This window comes from Magnetococcales bacterium (assembly GCA_015231755.1).
Classification (GTDB): domain Bacteria; phylum Pseudomonadota; class Magnetococcia; order Magnetococcales; family Magnetaquicoccaceae; genus Magnetaquiglobus.
Window position 1 is genome coordinate 51,637 of record JADGAZ010000018.1, and the last position, 17,975, is coordinate 69,611.

The window sequence follows — 17,975 nt, forward strand, 5'->3', positions numbered from 1 at the left end:
TTCGATTTCAACCCGCGTCGCGCTTGCCGGACGGCGTCCCGGATGAATTCCCGAATCCCACACATTTTGGAGTGAATGGCATGGAGCGAGCGTTTCTGTTCACCTCGGAATCGGTTTCCGAAGGACATCCCGACAAAATGGCCGACCGGATCTCGGATGGTGTGCTGGATGCCATTCTGGCACAAGATCCCACCAGCCGCGTGGCCTGCGAAACCCTGATCACCACCGGCATGGTGGTGATCGCCGGAGAAATCACCACCAAAGCGGTGGTGGATTATCCCACCGTGGCCCGGGAAGCGGTCAAGGAGATCGGATACGACTCATCGTTCATGGGATTCGATCACGCCTCGTGCGCGGTGCTGGTCTCTTTGGACAAGCAGTCCCCGGATATCGCCCAGGGGGTCAACGAAGGCCAGGGACTCGACCTGGATCAAGGAGCCGGTGACCAGGGGTTGATGTTCGGCTACGCCTGCGACGAAACCCCGGCCCTCATGCCCATGCCGATCCATTACGCCCACCGTCTGATGGAACGGCAAGCCGCCGTGCGCAAATCCGGTCAGCTCTCCTGGCTGCGTCCCGACGCCAAATCCCAGGTGACGGTCCGCTACGAACAGGGACGTCCCTCCGCCATCGAGGCCGTGGTGGTCTCCACCCAACACCATCCGGACATCGCCTATGCCGATCTGCGGGAAGCGGTGATCGAAGAGATCATCAAGCCGGTCATCCCCGCCCAGCATTTGAGCCCCAACGTGGTCTATCACGTCAACCCCACGGGTCGCTTCGTGATCGGTGGTCCGGTGGGAGACTGCGGCCTGACCGGACGCAAAATCATCGTCGATACCTACGGCGGTGCCGGTCGTCACGGTGGGGGCGCCTTCTCGGGCAAGGATCCCTCCAAGGTGGATCGCTCTTCGGCCTACATGGGCCGCTACGTGGCCAAAAACATCGTGGCCGCCGGACTGGCCGCACGTTGCGAAATCCAGGTGGCCTATGCCATCGGCCTGTCGAAACCCGTCTCCTTGATGGTGCAAACCTTTGGCACCGGACGCATCCCGGATGACCAGATCGAACGGATCGTGGCGGATATCTTTGATCTGCGTCCCAAGGCGATCACGCGGCATCTCAACCTGCTGCGTCCGATCTATGCCAAGACTGCCGCCTATGGGCACTTCGGTCGGGAACTGCCGGAGTTCACCTGGGAAAAAACCGACAAAATCGAAGCCCTGCGCGGGGCTGCCGGTCTGTCATCCCTCTAGAACGCATCACACCAACGAGAGTCTCATGACCGCTTCCATCCAGACCGACTTCCACGATTTCCGCGTTGCCGACATCACTCTCGCCGAGTGGGGCCGCAAGGAGATCGCCATCGCCGAAACCGAAATGCCGGGCCTGATGGCCCTGCGTCGGGAATACCAAGGCAGCAAGCCCCTGACGGGTGCCCGGATCGCCGGATGCCTGCACATGACCATCCAGACCGCCGTGCTCATCGAAACCCTGGTGGATCTGGGGGCCGAAGTGCGCTGGTCGTCTTGCAACATCTTCTCGACCCAGGATCACGCCGCATCCGCCATCGCCGCAGCGGGAATTCCGGTCTTCGCCTGGAAGGGTGAAACCGAAGAGGAGTTCTGGTGGTGCATCGACCAGACCATCTTCGGACCCGATGGCTGGCTTCCCAACATGATCCTGGACGATGGCGGCGATCTGACTCTGGTGCTGCATCGTCCGGAACACGCGGAACTGTTGAAAAACATTCGCGGCATCTCCGAAGAGACCACCACAGGCGTGCATCGTCTGCACGAAATGATGGCCGCAGGCACCCTCAAGGTGCCGGCCTTCAATGTCAACGACTCGGTGACCAAGTCCAAATTCGACAATCTCTACGGCTGCCGGGAATCCCTGATCGACGGCATCAAACGGGCCACGGACGTGATGATCGCCGGCAAGATCGCGGTGGTGTGCGGCTATGGCGACGTGGGCAAAGGCTGTGCCCAGGCGTTCCGGGGTATGGGTGCGACGGTGTGGATCACCGAAATCGATCCCATCTGCGCCTTGCAGGCCGCCATGGAAGGGTATCGGGTGGTCACCATGGAGGATGCCGCTGCCCAGGGCAATATTTTCGTCACCGCCACCGGCAATGTGGATGTCATCACCCGCTCCCACATGGAGCGCATGCCAGATCAGGCCATCGTGTGCAACATCGGTCACTTCGACTCGGAAATCGATGTGGCCTCGTTGCGTTCCCTGACCTGGGAAAACATCAAACCCCAGGTGGACCACATCATCTTTCCGAACGGCAAACGCCTGATCCTGCTGGCCGAAGGTCGGCTGGTCAATCTGGGCTGCGCCACGGGACACGCCAGTTTCGTGATGTCCAACTCCTTCACCAATCAGGTGATGGCCCAGATCGAGCTGTGGAACAATCCCGGTCAATATACGGTGGGTGTCTATGTCCTACCCAAGAAACTCGACGAAAAGGTGGCCCGTCTGCACTTGAGCAAACTGGGGGTGCGACTCACCACCCTGACGGAAAAACAGGCCAGCTACATCGGTGTGCCGGTGGATGGCCCCTTCAAGCCCGAACCGTATCGCTATTGAGCATCAAAAAAAAGCGCGGATTCCTGTGAGGGAGTCCGCGCCTACTTCTTGCAACACTCTTCTTCCTGCCATTACTCGCCATCCATCGCCTTTATTATCCCTGCCATACTGACTGACATCTGTGAATCAACGCCATCAGCCTGATCAAAGCCTGTGGAGCGTTCAATTTCGCCACAATAAATTATATTAAGTATTTTTAAAAAATATAATCATTATTTATGTTAAGATAAGAATCTAATAGCAGGATAAAAATGATAATAAATGAACCATAAACCATGCTTAAAATAATCAATTATTCTTGAATACGGTAATTAATAACAAAGAACAATAAGACAAAAAAAATTAACACTTGCAACATATTTTTCAATCGTGATAGCCTGCATCTGCTAACAACATATAAATAATTATAATTATTAAATAACACCCCGCAATCACACACATCAGGAGGACCACCATGCCCAACAAGACAGCAGAGAACATCCAGTTTTTTTTCAAAAAGCTACAATATACGGATCTAAATACTCAAAGAGATGCGATTGACAACAAAACAAACCACCTCGCAAACATCTATTCAAAGATGCAGGATGATCTTAATCTATTCTTCTTCAATGATATCAACAGCAACGAATGGCTAAGATCCATGTATGTTGTACCCAATCACGAGAACACACCAGAAATTAACGACTGTTACGTTGATTATTTCAAATATTTACTACAACTCAAGAGGCTAAAAAATCCGGTCGACACATTCACAAACATGATCACCTCACCGTTATTGTTAAACGAGAAGATCATCATGGCAGGATGCCCAGGAACCGGAAAATCATCACTGATCAATCATCTTTCAAGGACTTTAAATATAGAATCAACCATCATTTCATCGTCGAACTTCGATAATTTTAACTCCACCAATAAAAATGAAATAATGGATCGCATTCTCAACGAGATCGAATCGGAAACAGAAACAAAATCTCAAGGAAACATCCATAACAGAATCAGACAACTACAAAAGATAAAAGACAAGAAAATAATCCTACATTTTATTGATAATATAGACAGAACCAGAAACACTCCAGTTGAACAACTCGTCTTTGAGACAGCTTTCAATCTACATGATTCTTTGATTCAGAAAGATACAATCAATAGTACAAAGTGGATCTTCGTTATTTCATTAAGAAGAAGCACACTGTTTCAACTCTTTGTTGACCAGAAATCTGAATTTGTACGCAAGGCCCATAAAATTTTTCTACTCCCTCCACCTCCTCTTGCGGAAGTCTTTGAGAAACGCCTGGCAGCTATGGAGATTTATGCGCACAAGTTCATTCACAACAATCCAGTTATCGCGAAAGTAAGAATTGAACACGAAGGAAGGGAATACCATGTTGAGATAACAAGAAAAGACGCTTTCTTACTTCTGAAACAGTTCATGAACAATCTCGATGAAGAAGCTTACGCCTATTTGCATAATATTACTCTTGGAGGAGTCAGATCACAACTCAGAATATTCCCAGAAATCCTGAAAACAAAATCCTTCTCAGAATCCAGAATCTCTATTGCAATCATAGGGCTAATTAAAGATGTTTATTGTAAAACAAAAACTTATGACAATCAAATAAACGAAAAAATAACCCAGAAAGATATTATCTATGCGCTTGATGGATTCCCATTCGCCATTCTTGATAACAATCTTGATTTCATTTGCGATCAGAATCTGTTCGACAACCTTCAATCCAATGACCACAATGACGACTTCTCAAACACGATCCACACAAAAAATGAGAAATACAAAACACGTCCCAGATGGCAAAACTTCCTTGTAAAGATAAGGATACTTCAATATCTGACAATCAAATACTCAAGACTCATTGACGAAGATTCTGGCGAATGCCTCACTTCCATACTGTATCAGTTCCAAAAGATCGGATACGATGAAAAAGATATAACTTTAGCTCTTATCTCTTTAATCAATTCACGACTGGTTTTGAGTACGGATCTGAGAGGAAAAAATATTCGCTATAACAAGTTGGAACATATCGTCGTATCCCCCCTCGGCACCTATTATATGGAAAAGGTTCTCGACTCTTTTGCCTATTACGAAACTATAGTCGCCCATTGCCCCGTCAATTTCCAAATTCTGGGCAACTTTGGAACCAAAAGAAGATATTCATCTTATCATGTTGCAGAAATGATTAGAATAATTCAATTGGCTGAAACGACTGAAGAGTTCTATGCTACCAGAAACGAAGGCATCCACCTGCTAAACATGATTCGCAAAGAATATTTATGGAAAGAAATGAAAAATTTATGGTATACTGTCTCCAAAGGATTCTATCGTGACAACGAATCCGACAACAAGGGGCGAGAAATCTTAAAGAAACTTCCAATAATGGGTTATGATTTCGATACATCTTACAAAGTGGATGAGCAATGCAAAAAATGCTTGTCCTTGCTATTAAGAACAGATCCTGCACGATTCAGGAATCCCTATCATTGCGACTCCTGGAGAAAAGAAAATATCAATCTCATCAAACCAGAACAGGAACAAACAATAGGTTACGAACTGTTTTTCATGCTGAAAATCGGAGACACGAAACCCCTTCTCGACGGTTATCCAGACTGTGAGAATACTTTCTGTTCAGCAGGCAGCATTATCGAAAAAATCAGATTTCTTGGAGGGGAACGCTTCAATGGCACTTCTGTGGCGAACAATTTACTGAACCTTGACAAAATATTCATTAAAACACTGTTCAAAACGGCAGAAAAATTATGTTCAGAAAATAATCATATCAGATTCCTCTCCATCAACCTGGCTCAAGAAACATTTGAAAGCCAAAAGAATATAGAAATAACTCTCAACCAATTAACAAATGAAACTTCATGCAGAAAAATTATCTTTGAGATACCTGAAGAACATAATCCCAGTCAATTCGTTCATTCAATATCAAAGATAATATCAATTTTTCACGAGGACCAAACACTCAAAATCGGAAAGGATGATATCCTATCCAAAAAAGCAACAGCCACCGAACATTATTATACAAAAGACATTATGAGACATGTCGCCTTTGAGAAACTGGACTGGGAAACCTTTCAACAGATGCACGACGACCTGGAAATGCATAAAAGACTCGCTGATGTCATCCTAGGCAGGTGCAAAGCGATGCAAGAGCATGGTGGATATTTTGTTGTGGAGGGGGTACAGGAGAGACATATGGAATTCATCTTGAATCTGTTCAATATCCCTCCTGCCAATAGTGAGATCCCACCTTACAGACCGAATAATCTATGCATTCAGTCCAACAAACTGGCCTTCAAGAATTGAACTACAGGATTTCCAACAGATCATCATAAAACAAACAAAGGGGTGGTTTATGTCCTCTTCAACATAAACCACCCCCATTCATCTAACCCGCTCACTCCTCCCAGGGAGGAGAAAGATCTTCGGATCGGATTGCCAATTCCGCTTTGGGCTTGGGCTCCGGCTTAGGTTCGGGCTTGGGCTCCGGCTTAGGTTCGGGCTTGGGCTCCGGCTTAGGTTCGGGCTTGGCCTCTGGCGCGGAATCGGATTTCGATTCCGCTTTGGGCTTGGGTTCCGCCTTGGGCCGGGGTTGGGATTTGGGGGTCTGATCCGGCTCCGCAGCAGGACTCACCTCCCCGTCTGCGGGGGGTGCCTCCCCTGATGAAGCAGCGGACTCTTCCCCTTCGACGGCGCCAGCGGCTCGACGGGAGGCGGCGGTGGAACGACGGCGCCGTCTCCGACGGGGGGCCCGGGTCTTGCCTTCCGAGGTGACGGCTGACTCCTCCTCGCCGCCACTCTCCTCCTCCGGTGCCTCGGTGGTGTCCGGCTCTTCGGATACGACAGGACGGGGAGGCGTGGCCTTTTTCACCGATCGGGGTGCCTTGGTGACCTCGGGTTGGGCCAGGATGAACAGCCCTGGGGCGGCTTCCATGGCCTGCACCCCCGGAATCACGGGTGTGGACTCCTCCTCTTCCTCATCGTCGCCTTCGTCGCCGGACTCGATATCGGCCTGCAACTCACCGGGACGCAACGCGACCGAGGATTGAGCCGACTTGCGACGACGACGACGACGACGTTTCTTCTTTTCCACCGTCTCCGTGGGAGCGGCGGTTTCCTGCTCCCCCTCTTCCCCGGGAGCAGTGGTCATGGCGGGCTGAGCGGTCGGCTTGGGGGTGGACTGCGGCTTGACTTCGGCCTTGGCGCGCACCGGTTCCTGAACCGAGGCCGGCGGGGCGGAAGACGCGCCGTTCCGGGCCGAACGGGATGAACCACCCGCGTTTTTGTTGCCCTTCTGCTCGGCCAACTCTTCCGGCGTGGGGGCGACCTTGGGACGCTCGGCCCGCTCCACCCGGTATTCCGGAGTTTGCAGGGTTTCGTCCCCCTGAATCAAAAGCGGTACCTGACTCTCCCCCTCCAGGGCGGCCAACTGGGCGCGCTTGTGGTTGAGCAGATAGTTGGCCACATCCAGGGAGGTGCGATACACGATGCGCGTATAACGGTTCTTAGAGACATCCTCTTCCAGCATGCGGAACAGATGAATGGCCGTGGACTCCACGGAACGGATCGTACCCAACCCCTTGCAGCGGGGACACTCCATGCGATTGGTTTCGCTGAAGGTGGGTTTCATGCGCTGACGGGACAACTCCAACAGGCCGAACTGGGAAATCTTGCCCAGTTGAATCTTGGCGCGATCCAATTTCAAGGCTTCGCGCATCTGGCGTTCCACCTCCAGATTGTGCTTCTTGTCCTCCATGTCGATGAAATCGATCACGATCAATCCGCCCAGATCCCGCAAACGCAACTGCCGGGCAATCTCCTCGGTGGCCTGGAGATTGGTCTTGAAGGCGGTGGTCTCCACGTCCTTCTCCCGGGTGGAGCGACCGGAGTTGATGTCGATGGTCACCATGGCCTCGGTAGGCTCGATGACGATGTACCCTCCGGATTTCAGTTGAATCACCCGTTCATGCATGGACTCGATCTGATTTTCGATCTGAAAACGGGAAAAAATCGGCTGCGGTTCCTTGTAGGGCTGAACCACCTTCATGTAGCGGGGCATGAGCAGACGCATGAAATCCTTGCCGCGCCGATAGCCCTCATGACCTTCGATGAGAATTTCGGTCATGTCGGTGCTGTAGAGATCCCGGATGGTGCGCATGATGAGATCCCCCTCCTCATGGATCACCATGGGCCCTTCGGCCTGGGCGGCATTATCGAGGATTTTCTTCCACAAGCGCAGCAGATAGTTCAGATCCCGGATAATCTCCCGTTTGGTGCGTCCCAATCCGGCGGTGCGAATGATGAGACTCACCTGACCGGGAATGGCGATGGTCTCGATGATTTCTTTGAGTTTCTTGCGTTCCAGGCTGTCGGTGATCTTGCGGGAGATGCCTCCGCCCCCTTCGTTTTCCGGCAGAAGCACGGCATAGCGTCCAGCCAGGGACAGATTGGTGGTCAACGAGGCACCCTTGTTGCCCCGTGGCTCCTTGACCACCTGCACCAGCAGTTTCTGTCCCCGGGTGAGAATCTTCTGAATGGGCAGCCGTTGCCGGCGGGGAAAACGTTTGAAGGTGTCGAGCAACGGGGAGCCGTCGTCATCGATCTCCACCTCGTTGTCCAGATCGTCCGGGAGGGATCCGGATTCACCGCCAGAGAGGTGCCCGGACTCCTCATCACCGGCACCCGCTTCTTCGTAGAGATCTTCGCCGGACGGCTCACCACCGGCAGCATCGTCGCCGGACTCACCATCATCGCCAGACATCGCCGCGTCGGTGGACTCTTCGCCGGACTCGTCACCATCGGCAATCGCCGCGCCGGAAGCCTCTTCCCCATCCTCCACCTCTTCGAGCGGATATGCCGGAAAATCGGACGCCTCCACGTCGGTCTCGTGTGTTTCGGACTCCTGGCAGGACTCCAGCACGCCATCCGGATCCACGGATACGATTGCCACCGGCATCACCACTTCCGCGAAGGCTGGCGTCCGGATTGCGGCCATGACGGGTTCCGCCGCAGATTCGGGAAGATCGACCACCGGGACCGGCACCGCGGCGGATGTGGGCGCCTGAAGCTTTACCGGTTTTTCCGGCTGCTTTTCCTCATCCTCATCGTCATAATCTTCATCGTACTCCCCTTCCTCATCGTCTTCGGGTTCCGGGAGAGGCAAAGGCAGATATTCACCCCGTTCCCCCTTGTCGTTGGTGGGGTAGTATTTGGGATGAATGTCGTTGACCGAAAGGAATCCCTGGCGTCCGCCGCCGAAGTCAATGAAAGCGGCCTGAAGAGACGGCTCGACACGGGAAACGCGAGCCAGATAGATGTTGCCTTTGATTTGCTCCCGGCTTGATGTTTCAATGTCCAGATCGATCAGTTTGTTGTCCTGGACGATGGCGACGCGGATCTCTTCCGGATGGGTGGCATCCACCAGCATACGCTTGGTCATGGTCATGGTTGGGCTTGCTCTCCTGTATGGATTGGCCTTGAGATCCGCCGCACAATCCGCGACTCGCATCGGTGGCGAGCTCCTCGGAATGCAACGGAAAACAGGCGGTTTCGGGTCATCCGGGGCCAAAGCCGCCGGGATAAAATCATCAATCGTGAATCAAGAAAAAATGGCGCGAGGTGGATGAGACGATCCACCCACGTCAAGCCGGGGCGGGGATGTCCCATCACTTCCTCAAATCAAATAATATCATTATAGGATCTTTTATCCATGGAAGCAAAGCCGCTTGAAGAATATCCCACACCACGCACACCGGTACGTCGCATTCTGGTGAGCGCACAGGAGGCGGAGATGCGTCTGGACCGGTTTCTGATGGCCCACAATCCGGGAGCGCCCCCCTCTTTGGTGCAGCGCTGGCTGCGTACCGGGCAGACGCGGGTGAACGGCGGACGGGCGCAGGGCGGTCATCGCCTGACGGTGGGCGAAGAGGTCCGGGTGCCACCGTTCGAGGCCCGGGAGCCTTCCAGACGGTCGGACGAAGCGCCGGAGTGGGCCATTCAGGCCTTGGGTTCCCGGATCGTGTGGCGGGACCAGTGGCTGCTGGTGCTGGACAAGCCCCAGGGCATGCCGGTTCACGGCGGCAGCGGTCAGGAGTGGGGGGTGGTGGATGCCATGCGCACCCTGTTGCAACGGGAAGGCAAAGGGGAAATCCCGGAGTTGTGTCACCGGCTGGACAAGGAGACCTCCGGATGCCTGCTGTTCGCCCTGGACAAAAGCAGCGCGCGCCGCATGAGCGGTGCTTTCCAGTCCAAGGAAGTGGACAAGGAGTACTGGGCCTGGGTTGCCGGTGCCCCCCGGGACGAAACCGGCGTGATCGAACAGCCCTTGATCAAGGGAGCCACCCGTGGGGGGGAACGCATGGTGGTGACCGGGAAAAATCAGGGGTTGAGCGCCCGCACCCGATACCGGGTCTTGAAACGCCATGGGGGTCTCAGTCTGGTGGCGGCCTATCCGGACACGGGACGCACCCATCAAATCCGGGTGCATCTGCAATGGCTGGGGCATCCGGTGGCCGGGGACGGAAAATACGGCAACGAACCCCTGAACCACTGGTTGCGCAGTCAAGGGGTGACCCGGATGGCCCTGCACGCCCGGAAGATCCGTCTGACCCATCCAACCACCGGGGAACGGCTGGAAATCGAAGCCCCGCTGGACGAAGGTTTCCAGAGGCTGGAACGCTTGGCCGCCCGGGGACCGTCCCTCATTCCGCCAAATAGTGCAACAGACGCACCAGGCTTTCGGTCCCGGTCTCGAACGAAGGAAGATGGAGATTTTCGTCCGGAGCGTGGAGACAGGCGTCCGGCAATGAAAAACCGATCAGCAAGGTCTTGAGATTCAGGATCCGGTCAAAATCGGCGACCACGGGAATGGAGGCCCCCTCGCCGATGATCACCGGTTCCCGACCAAAGGATTCCCGCAGGGCGCGGCGGGCGGCGGTGATGGCGGGCAGATCCGGAGGCAATCGCCAGGGCATGCCGCCACCGGGAGCCGGTCTGATCTCCACCCGCACCCCATCCGGGGCCACGGCCCGCAGATGATCGGCCACCCGGGCCACCACCCGTTCCGGGCGTTGATCCGGCACCAACCGCATGGAAAGCTTGGCTTGGGCCTTGGAGGGCAGCACGGTCTTGGCCCCCGGACCGGTGTATCCACCCCACAGGCCATTGATTTCGATGGTGGGACGATACCACAGCCGTTCCAGAAGGGCATATCCCGCCTCGCCCCAGCCGTGTTCCAGACCGATCTCCCCCAGAAAGGCCGCCTCGTCGAAGGGCAATTGCGCCACCTGGGCCCGCTCCTGCGGGGTGGGATCCCGCACCTCTTCCAGAAATCCCGGCACGCGGATGGTGCCGTGTTCATCCTTCAAGGTGGACAGCATGCGGACCAGGATCTCCACAGGATTGGCCACCGCGCCGCCGTAGCTGCCGGAGTGCAGATCCCGGGCCGGACCGGTCACCTCCACCTCCAGGGTGACCAGTCCCCGGAGTCCGGCGGTGATGGCCGGAATCCCCTCGGCCCACATGCCGGTATCCGAAACCATGGCCAGATCGGCACGCAACAGCTCTTTCCGTTGGTGCAGGAAGGGGGGAAGATGAAGACCGCCAATCTCCTCTTCCCCTTCGATCAAAAAGATCACGTTCACGGGCAAACGACCGGTGACCCGCAAAATGGCCGCCACGGCCTGCATGTGCATGAGGAGCTGTCCCTTGTCGTCCGCCGCGCCGCGGGCGAAAATCCGCTCATGGCGCACCGTGGGTTCAAAGGGCGGCGTGGTCCACAAGGCCACCGGATCCACCGGTTGCACATCGTAATGACCATAAATCAACACCGTGGGACGACCCGGCGCATGCAGCCAACTGCCGGTGACGATGGGGTGTCCGTCGGTGGGATGGATCTGAACGGATGTCAGGCCGGCACGTTCCAGAAAGGCCGCCGCCCACGCGGCGCAGCGCGCCATGTCCGGGATGTGTTCGGGATGACTGGAAATGGAGGGAAAACGCAACCAGGCGTTCAAATCCTCCAGTCGCGCCCCACGGGTGGCGCGCAGGGATTCCAGGATGGCGTGCATGGCCTCTTGGACCCAAACCAAAAAGAAAGGAAAAAATCAGGCCACCAGATCCCGGGGCGAAATCAAGGTGACCAGGGTGGCGCAACCGGGAGAAATCTGGGTCCAGTCGCTGGGCATGTGCAGATGGGCCACCGTGGCGGTCTTGACCAGCCCCGCCTCTCCATCCAGGTCTCCGGGCAACTCCATGGCGTGACGGGAGAGATAGGAAACCAGCATTTCCAATCCCGGATTATGCCCCACGATCATGGCGATGCGGGTCTGCTTGGGGAGTTCGGTCAACACCTCGATCAACTCTTCGGTGCCGGCCCCGTAGATGCGGGCATCCCACTGCACGGCTTTTTTCTTGATGTCGAGCACCTTGCAGACCTCCAGAATGGTCTGTTTGGCGCGCAGAGCCGGAGAACTGACAATGAAATCGGGAATCAGATCCTGATCCAGCAGCCATTGTCCCATGCGGGGGGCGTCCTGCAAGCCCCGCTTGGCCAATGGACGATCAAAATCAGAAGCCGCATCCGTGTCCCAAGCCGATTTGGCGTGACGCATAATGATCAATTGACGAGTCATGGTGAAGTCGCCTCATGCTCGGGAGTGAAGTGGAGAATCGTCGGCGATCAGCATAGATTCCCGGGCAAAGGGTGTCAAGGCGAGGGAGGGGCTTCTTCATTCGGAAATTCCCGTCAATCCAGTCACCTTCGCTCATCGGTCATCAGGACCGCCCCGCAGGAATGACACGGCTTCCGCCAACGTGGTGATCACCTGACACGGCAAGGCCACCGGAGCGGACAAAGGTTGCCGCGCCAGCAACAGATTGCTCCCCACGCCGGCGGCGATTCCGGCCTGGATATCGCTCAACCGGTCTCCGATCAGCAAGGAGCCGGCCAAATCCAGTTGGAGTTCATCCCGGGCCGCCAGGATCATGCCCGGACCCGGCTTGCGGGAAGGATCCTCCCGCCGATACACCCCCACCCCTTCCGTGGGATGGTACGGAGAAAAATAAACCCGGTCGATGGGCGCATCCTGACGGGCAAACTCCCCGTGCATCCAGGCGGTCAACCGGTGGAACTGCTCCTCAGTGTACAATCCACGACCGATGCCGGATTGATTGGTCACCACCACCAGCCGATAACCCAGTGCACAGGCCTGACGGGTCAGATCGAAAATGCCCGCCACAAACGCCACCTCCTCGATCCGATGGACATAACCGCGATCCTCGTTGATCACCCCGTCCCGGTCCAAAAACAGCGCCCGTTGCATCATCCGCGTCCCATGCTCACCGAAAAAAGCTGATCCAAAAAAAACGTTACTCCGGACCGAAGGCAGGCCATTGTCATTCTGGCCGGATCACCGTTTCGGCGCAAGCCCATTCACGGTGACCCAAACACACACCACCGAAAACACCATCCAACCTGGAATCGGCAGGATCAGACGTGTTATCGTGGAGCCGTTTCTGATATGATTTTTTGTAACGACCGTATCACCCCGCACTCCGGCCAAAGGCACCCCGATGATCTCCGTACTCTCGGAACTCGAACAAGACGCCCTGCTGGAAGTATTGAACCTGGGCATGGGGCAGGCGGCGGACGCGCTTTCCCGCATGGTGAACGAAGAGATTCTGCTTTCCGTGCCCAGGCTGCACTTTCTGCCCTGGAGCCAGGCCACATCCCTGATCGGTCCCACCCCCGACGCCCTCATGACCGGCGTCAGACAACGGTTCACCGGTCCGTTTCACGGCTCCACCCTGCTGATCTATCCTCGGGAAAAAAGCCTGGAACTGGTGCGCGCCCTACTCCAAGACGAAGTCGAACTGGACGAATGCCGGGAGATGGAACAAGAAAGCCTCACCGAGGTGGGCAACATTCTGCTCAACGCCTGTCTGGGATGTCTGGCCAACATCATGGGGGTGGAAATCCTGTGCGACCTGCCGGAATACCTGCAAGGCACCTGCGACGAACTCCTGAGCGAAGAGCGTCGCAACAGCGCCCACGAAGAACTCATTTTATTGTTGTTCGTGGATTTCGTCACCCACGGGGACACGGTCAAGGGCCATGTGGTGTTGCTGTTCGACTCCTGGGCCATCTCCCGCCTCAAGCAGGAGTTGACCGGACTTCTGCACCGCTTCGACGGATGACTCCCATGACTCCTCCCCCCAGTCCGCCACCGCTCCCGGATCCATCCCTGCTCTGGTCCCTGGTGGAAGAGGCCGCCCTTGGCTGGATTCTCCTCGACTCGCAAGCCCGGGTGGTCACCTGGAACCCCTGGATGGAACGAACCTCCGGCATCTCCAAAGAACAGATCCTGGGACACCCCTTGAGTGAACGGTTTCCGACGCTGCGCCACTCCCGTCTGGAAAAGGCCATCGCCGACGCCTTGAACCGGGGATTGCCCGGTCTGCTCTCCCCCCGTCTGAACGCCCCCTCGCTGCCGTTGAAAAACGGCTGCGGCCAGACCCTGCACCAGACCATTCTGGTCAAGCCGGTGGAACCCAACGGCTTGGGACGTTACTGTTTCATTCAGATCCAGGACGTGACCCACGCGGTGACCCGGGATCGACGCCTGCGGGAAAGCACCCGGGATCTGCGTCGCGCCAAAAGCACGACCGAAACGACCAATCGGCTCAAGAGTCAATTTCTGCTCCACATGGGCCACGCCCTGCGCACCCCCTTGAGTACCATCCTGGGCATGGCGGAACTCCTGAAAAAAGCGGACGATCTCCACAAGGTCCGACGTCAGGCCAGGGCGATCCACGACTCCGGGGAGGCGTTGCGGAGCATTCTGGACGACATACTGGACTACGCCCGCATCGAAGCCGACGCCATCGCCCTGGAAACCATTCCTTTCGATCCGACGACGCTCCTGATCGAAGTGAGCGAATCCATCGCGACCCGGGCCAGAGCCAGGGAGATCGATTTTCTCACCGACATTCCCGCGGATCTGCCATTCCGGCTCATGGGGGATCCGCGGTGCGCCCGTCAGGCGTTGACCCATCTGCTCCACCACGCCCTGAGCACCACTCCCCGGGGAGAGATCCGGTTGACGGTACGCCATCTCAAAAACACGCACGGGGAAGCGCGGCTCGCATGTGTCATCCGCGACACCGGCACCGGTCTGGATGCCGCCGGAGTCAACCGGCTTTTCACCCCGCTGGATCCGAACGACACCTTCACGCCCCCCCTCCACCCGGACGGACATCCCCTGGGACCCGCCATCGCCCTGGGTCTGGTCAAAAAGATGCAAGGCACCCTCGATGTGGAAAGCGCGCCGGGTCGCGGAACGATTTTCCGGGTTGAACTGCCCTTTTCCCTCCCATCCCGGCCCCAGGCTGCGCCCCTGCCCCCTCACCCGGAAACCGCCCCTCCCGTGAACCCCTCCCCCTTTCCCCGCGGGGTCAAGATCCTGGTGGTGGAAGACGACGAAATGAACCGGGAAGTGACCCATGGCATGCTCAAACGACTGGGGGTGATGGCAGAACTGGCGGGCAACGGGGAAGAGGCGTTGCGACAACTGGCCAGCAGCCGCTACGATCTGGTATTCATGGACTGCCAGATGCCCACCATGGACGGTTTCACCGCCAGTCGCCTATTTCGCGACGAAGAATCCAGCCGCCACAGCCATACCCCCATCGTGGCCCTGACCGCCAACGCCATGAAAGGGGATCGGGAACGGTGTCTGCAAGCCGGCATGGACGACTATCTGACCAAACCGGTGCGGGGGGATACCCTCAAACAGACCATCCTGCGCTGGGTCCACTGGTAATTCCCCCCGACTCCACCGCTGCATCGGCTCCCCCGGCCATTCCTGACCACTTGATTGTTCAATCATTATGATGGTAAACAAACACGCAGGCGCGACAACGGGGCAGCGCGCCCCTTCAAGCGGACTCCAACGACAAGCCGAAGCAATCCTGATCCGGCGCACCTCACCCCAGGCATGCGTATCCTCCCATGAATGTTCTGCGTTCCATTCGACAATCCGTCAGCCACAAGATTCTCTTCGTGATCGGGTGCGTCGGCACGGTCGCCATGCTGGCGCTGGGTGTCATTCTGATCGGCCACATGAAACAATCCCTGCTCGAAGAAAATCAGAGCGCCGTCATCCGCATCGCCGATACCGCGACCCGGGGATTGCAGGCGATCATGCTGGCCGGTCAAGCTCCCATCGCCCATGATTACATGGACAAACTCAAAGAAGTGGAAGGACTGGAGACCATCCGGGTCTTCCGGGTCAACGGCTCCGAGGCGTTCCTGCCGGAAAGCTCCGGCAGCCGCATCGACCCGGCGTTGACCACCCCTTTTCAGCAAACCCTGCAAGCCCAGCGACAAACCCTGCTGACCACCACCGGCCCGGACGGCATCGGACGCACCACCATTTTAGCCCCGATCGCGAACCGGGAACCCTGTCAAGCGTGTCACGGCAAGGATCATCCCATCCGCGGCGTCTTTCAGTTGACCATCTCCCAAGGCGCCAGCGAAACCCGCCTGGGGGAAGCGAAAAGCGTTTCGGTGATGGTGATGATCGTGGCGATTCTGTTGTTGATCGTATTGATTCACCTGGTCCTGATTCGCCTGCTGCAAACCCCCATGGCCGACCTGCGGGCCGCCATCCTGCGCATCGCCAATGGGGATTTGACCCATCACATTGCCATACCTACGGGCATTCTGGATGATCTGGGACACATCGCCACGGATTTCAACGCCATGACCCTCCGGTTCCGCAACACCATCCGGCAGGTCTTTCTCCAGACCCGTTCCATGGCCGCCTGCGTCGGCGATCTGCTGGAAGTGCGCAACGGACTGGCCACCGACTCCATGACCAGTTTCCGTCTGGCGGAACAGACCGCCCGGGATCACCAACAGGTGGAACAACAAGTCTCCGCCATTCAATACGCCATCTCCCAAACCGCCGAACAGGTGGGGACCATCGCGGCGGCCTCCGAACAGTTGTCCTCCCTGATCCATTCCATCGCCTCCGGGTCGGAACAGGCCAGCAGCAACATCAACACCATGGCCTCCGCCGCCGAAGAAATTACCGCCAACATTTCCGGGGTGAACCAGAATCTCGCCCATGTGGACCAGTCGGTTTCGGCGGTGGCCGAAGCGGTTCGGGAGGTCACCGGTTCCATCGAGCAGGTGCGTCAACGCTGCCAGCAGGCCGGCGATGAGTCCCGACAGGCCAACGAAAAGGCCCAGGAAACCCATGACACCATGAGCCGTCTGGCCAACTCGGCCCTGGAGATCGATCAGGTGCTGGAGGTGATCAACAACATCGCCTCCCAAACCAACATGCTGGCCCTCAACGCCTCCATCGAGGCCGCCGGGGCCGGAGAGGCGGGCAAAGGGTTCGCGGTGGTGGCCAACGAGGTCAAGGAACTGGCCCGCCAGACCGCGGACGCCACACGCATGATCGCAGCCAAGATTCAAGACATTCAGGAACACACCCGCGAGGTGGCCGCCGCCACCACCGAAATCGCCGACCGGATCGAACGCATCGACGCCACCAACAACGAAATCACCCAGGCGGTGGATGAACAGGCCCACAGCATCAACGCCATCTCCCACTCCATCAGCGAAGTCGCCAACGCCTCCGGTGAGGTGACCCGCTCCGCCGGAGAACTGAACCTCGCCGCCCACGACATCGCCCGCTCCGCGCTGGAAGCGGCCAATGGCGCCGTCGAGGTGGCCCGCGCCGCCTCCGAGGCCTCCGGGGCCGCCACCCTGCTGTCCCAGCAAAACGAAACCCTCCACGCCTCGACCCAAAACATCTTCCAATCCGCCTCGGAAGCGGCGAACGCCACCACCAGCGCCAATCACAAGGTGGGCAGCATTCATCATCATGCCATTCTGGTCAACGGCGCGATCCATCATGTCTCGCTGCTGATCGATTCGGTCTCGGTACCGGGTCGCAAGCTGGAACGTTCGGTTCATGACCTGATCATGCACCCCGAACCCTTCCCGGTGGAAAAAATCAAGGGCGCGCACCTCAAATGGCTCGGCAAGCTCGAAAACGTCATCCGGGGACGCAGCGACCTCAAACCCGAACAGGTGGCCAGTGGCCGGGAGTGCGATTTCGGCCTGTGGTATTACGCCGACGGCGAGACCCGTTTCGGAGAGATGGACATTTTCCAGCAAGTCGGGGAGACCCATCTGCAGGTCCACGAGGTAGCCCGGGAGGCGGTACGTCTGGCCAGTCGGGGCGACATTCAACTGGCGGAACAGAAAATGGAAGAGTTTAACGCCATCAAGGATCGACTGTTCGACCTCATGGACGAACTGTACATGGCCGCCTCCGCCCTGGATTGA

Annotated in this window: 10 protein-coding genes; 6 read left to right on the plus strand and 4 right to left on the minus strand. The window is 56.7% G+C overall.

Annotation, left to right across the window (positions count from 1 at the left end; genetic code table 11):
- The first annotated feature begins 80 nt into the window (after positions 1 to 80).
- The 3 genes from HQL98_12525 (at position 81) to HQL98_12535 (ending at position 5,917) form a co-directional block, all read left to right on the plus strand.
- Positions 81 to 1,256, plus strand: a complete 1,176-nt coding sequence (locus HQL98_12525) for a methionine adenosyltransferase (protein MBF0272873.1) — start codon at positions 81 to 83, stop codon at positions 1,254 to 1,256.
- Between the two features lie 25 nt (positions 1,257 to 1,281).
- Positions 1,282 to 2,595 carry an adenosylhomocysteinase gene (locus HQL98_12530; protein MBF0272874.1) on the plus strand — a complete coding sequence of 438 codons (1,314 nt, stop codon included), beginning with the start codon at positions 1,282 to 1,284 and terminating at the stop codon, positions 2,593 to 2,595.
- 454 nt (positions 2,596 to 3,049) lie between these two features.
- Positions 3,050 to 5,917 carry an AAA family ATPase gene (locus HQL98_12535; GenBank protein ID MBF0272875.1) on the plus strand — a complete coding sequence of 956 codons (2,868 nt, stop codon included), beginning with the start codon at positions 3,050 to 3,052 and terminating at the stop codon, positions 5,915 to 5,917.
- Between the two features lie 91 nt (positions 5,918 to 6,008).
- On the opposite strand, the gene HQL98_12540 is transcribed toward HQL98_12535, so the two are convergent.
- The 4 genes from HQL98_12540 to HQL98_12555 form a co-directional block, all read right to left on the minus strand.
- Entirely contained in the window at positions 6,009 to 9,056 is a 3,048-nt protein-coding gene (locus HQL98_12540) for an Rne/Rng family ribonuclease (protein ID MBF0272876.1), read from the minus strand.
- Between the two features lie 1,255 nt (positions 9,057 to 10,311).
- A complete protein-coding gene (locus HQL98_12545; protein MBF0272877.1) occupies positions 10,312 to 11,679 on the minus strand; it encodes a dipeptidase in 1,368 nt (455 codons plus the stop codon).
- 36 nt (positions 11,680 to 11,715) lie between these two features.
- Positions 11,716 to 12,243 (minus strand): histidine phosphatase family protein, encoded by a 528-nt coding sequence (locus HQL98_12550; protein ID MBF0272878.1) that lies wholly within the window; start codon positions 12,241 to 12,243, stop codon positions 11,716 to 11,718.
- 132 nt (positions 12,244 to 12,375) lie between these two features.
- Positions 12,376 to 12,936, minus strand: a complete 561-nt coding sequence (locus HQL98_12555) for an HAD family hydrolase (protein MBF0272879.1) — start codon at positions 12,934 to 12,936, stop codon at positions 12,376 to 12,378.
- A gap of 247 nt (positions 12,937 to 13,183) precedes the next feature.
- Between HQL98_12555 and HQL98_12560 the strand changes: the two genes are divergently transcribed.
- From HQL98_12560 to HQL98_12570, 3 genes are all read left to right on the plus strand, one after another.
- Entirely contained in the window at positions 13,184 to 13,807 is a 624-nt protein-coding gene (locus tag HQL98_12560) for a chemotaxis protein CheC (GenBank protein MBF0272880.1), read from the plus strand.
- Between the two features lie 5 nt (positions 13,808 to 13,812).
- Complete coding sequence (locus tag HQL98_12565; protein ID MBF0272881.1) at positions 13,813 to 15,432, plus strand: response regulator; 1,620 nt, start codon at positions 13,813 to 13,815, stop codon at positions 15,430 to 15,432.
- A 188-nt stretch (positions 15,433 to 15,620) separates the two neighbouring features.
- On the plus strand, positions 15,621 to 17,975 hold the full coding sequence (locus HQL98_12570) for a CZB domain-containing protein (GenBank protein MBF0272882.1): 2,355 nt from the start codon (positions 15,621 to 15,623) through the stop codon (positions 17,973 to 17,975).

Excerpts from the sequence above, each read along its gene's own strand:
- HQL98_12540 (MBF0272876.1), bottom strand. The coding sequence starts at position 9,056 with ATGACCATGACCAAGCGTATGCTGGTGGATGCCACCCATCCGGAAGAG.
- HQL98_12555 (MBF0272879.1), bottom strand. The coding sequence starts at position 12,936 with ATGATGCAACGGGCGCTGTTTTTGGACCGGGACGGGGTGATCAACGAG.
- HQL98_12550 (MBF0272878.1), bottom strand. The coding sequence starts at position 12,243 with ATGACTCGTCAATTGATCATTATGCGTCACGCCAAATCGGCTTGGGAC.
- HQL98_12545 (MBF0272877.1), bottom strand. The coding sequence starts at position 11,679 with ATGCACGCCATCCTGGAATCCCTGCGCGCCACCCGTGGGGCGCGACTG.
- HQL98_12570 (MBF0272882.1), top strand. The coding sequence starts at position 15,621 with ATGAATGTTCTGCGTTCCATTCGACAATCCGTCAGCCACAAGATTCTC.
- HQL98_12560 (MBF0272880.1), top strand. The coding sequence starts at position 13,184 with ATGATCTCCGTACTCTCGGAACTCGAACAAGACGCCCTGCTGGAAGTA.
- HQL98_12565 (MBF0272881.1), top strand. The coding sequence starts at position 13,813 with ATGACTCCTCCCCCCAGTCCGCCACCGCTCCCGGATCCATCCCTGCTC.
- HQL98_12530 (MBF0272874.1), top strand. The coding sequence starts at position 1,282 with ATGACCGCTTCCATCCAGACCGACTTCCACGATTTCCGCGTTGCCGAC.
- HQL98_12525 (MBF0272873.1), top strand. The coding sequence starts at position 81 with ATGGAGCGAGCGTTTCTGTTCACCTCGGAATCGGTTTCCGAAGGACAT.
- HQL98_12535 (MBF0272875.1), top strand. The coding sequence starts at position 3,050 with ATGCCCAACAAGACAGCAGAGAACATCCAGTTTTTTTTCAAAAAGCTA.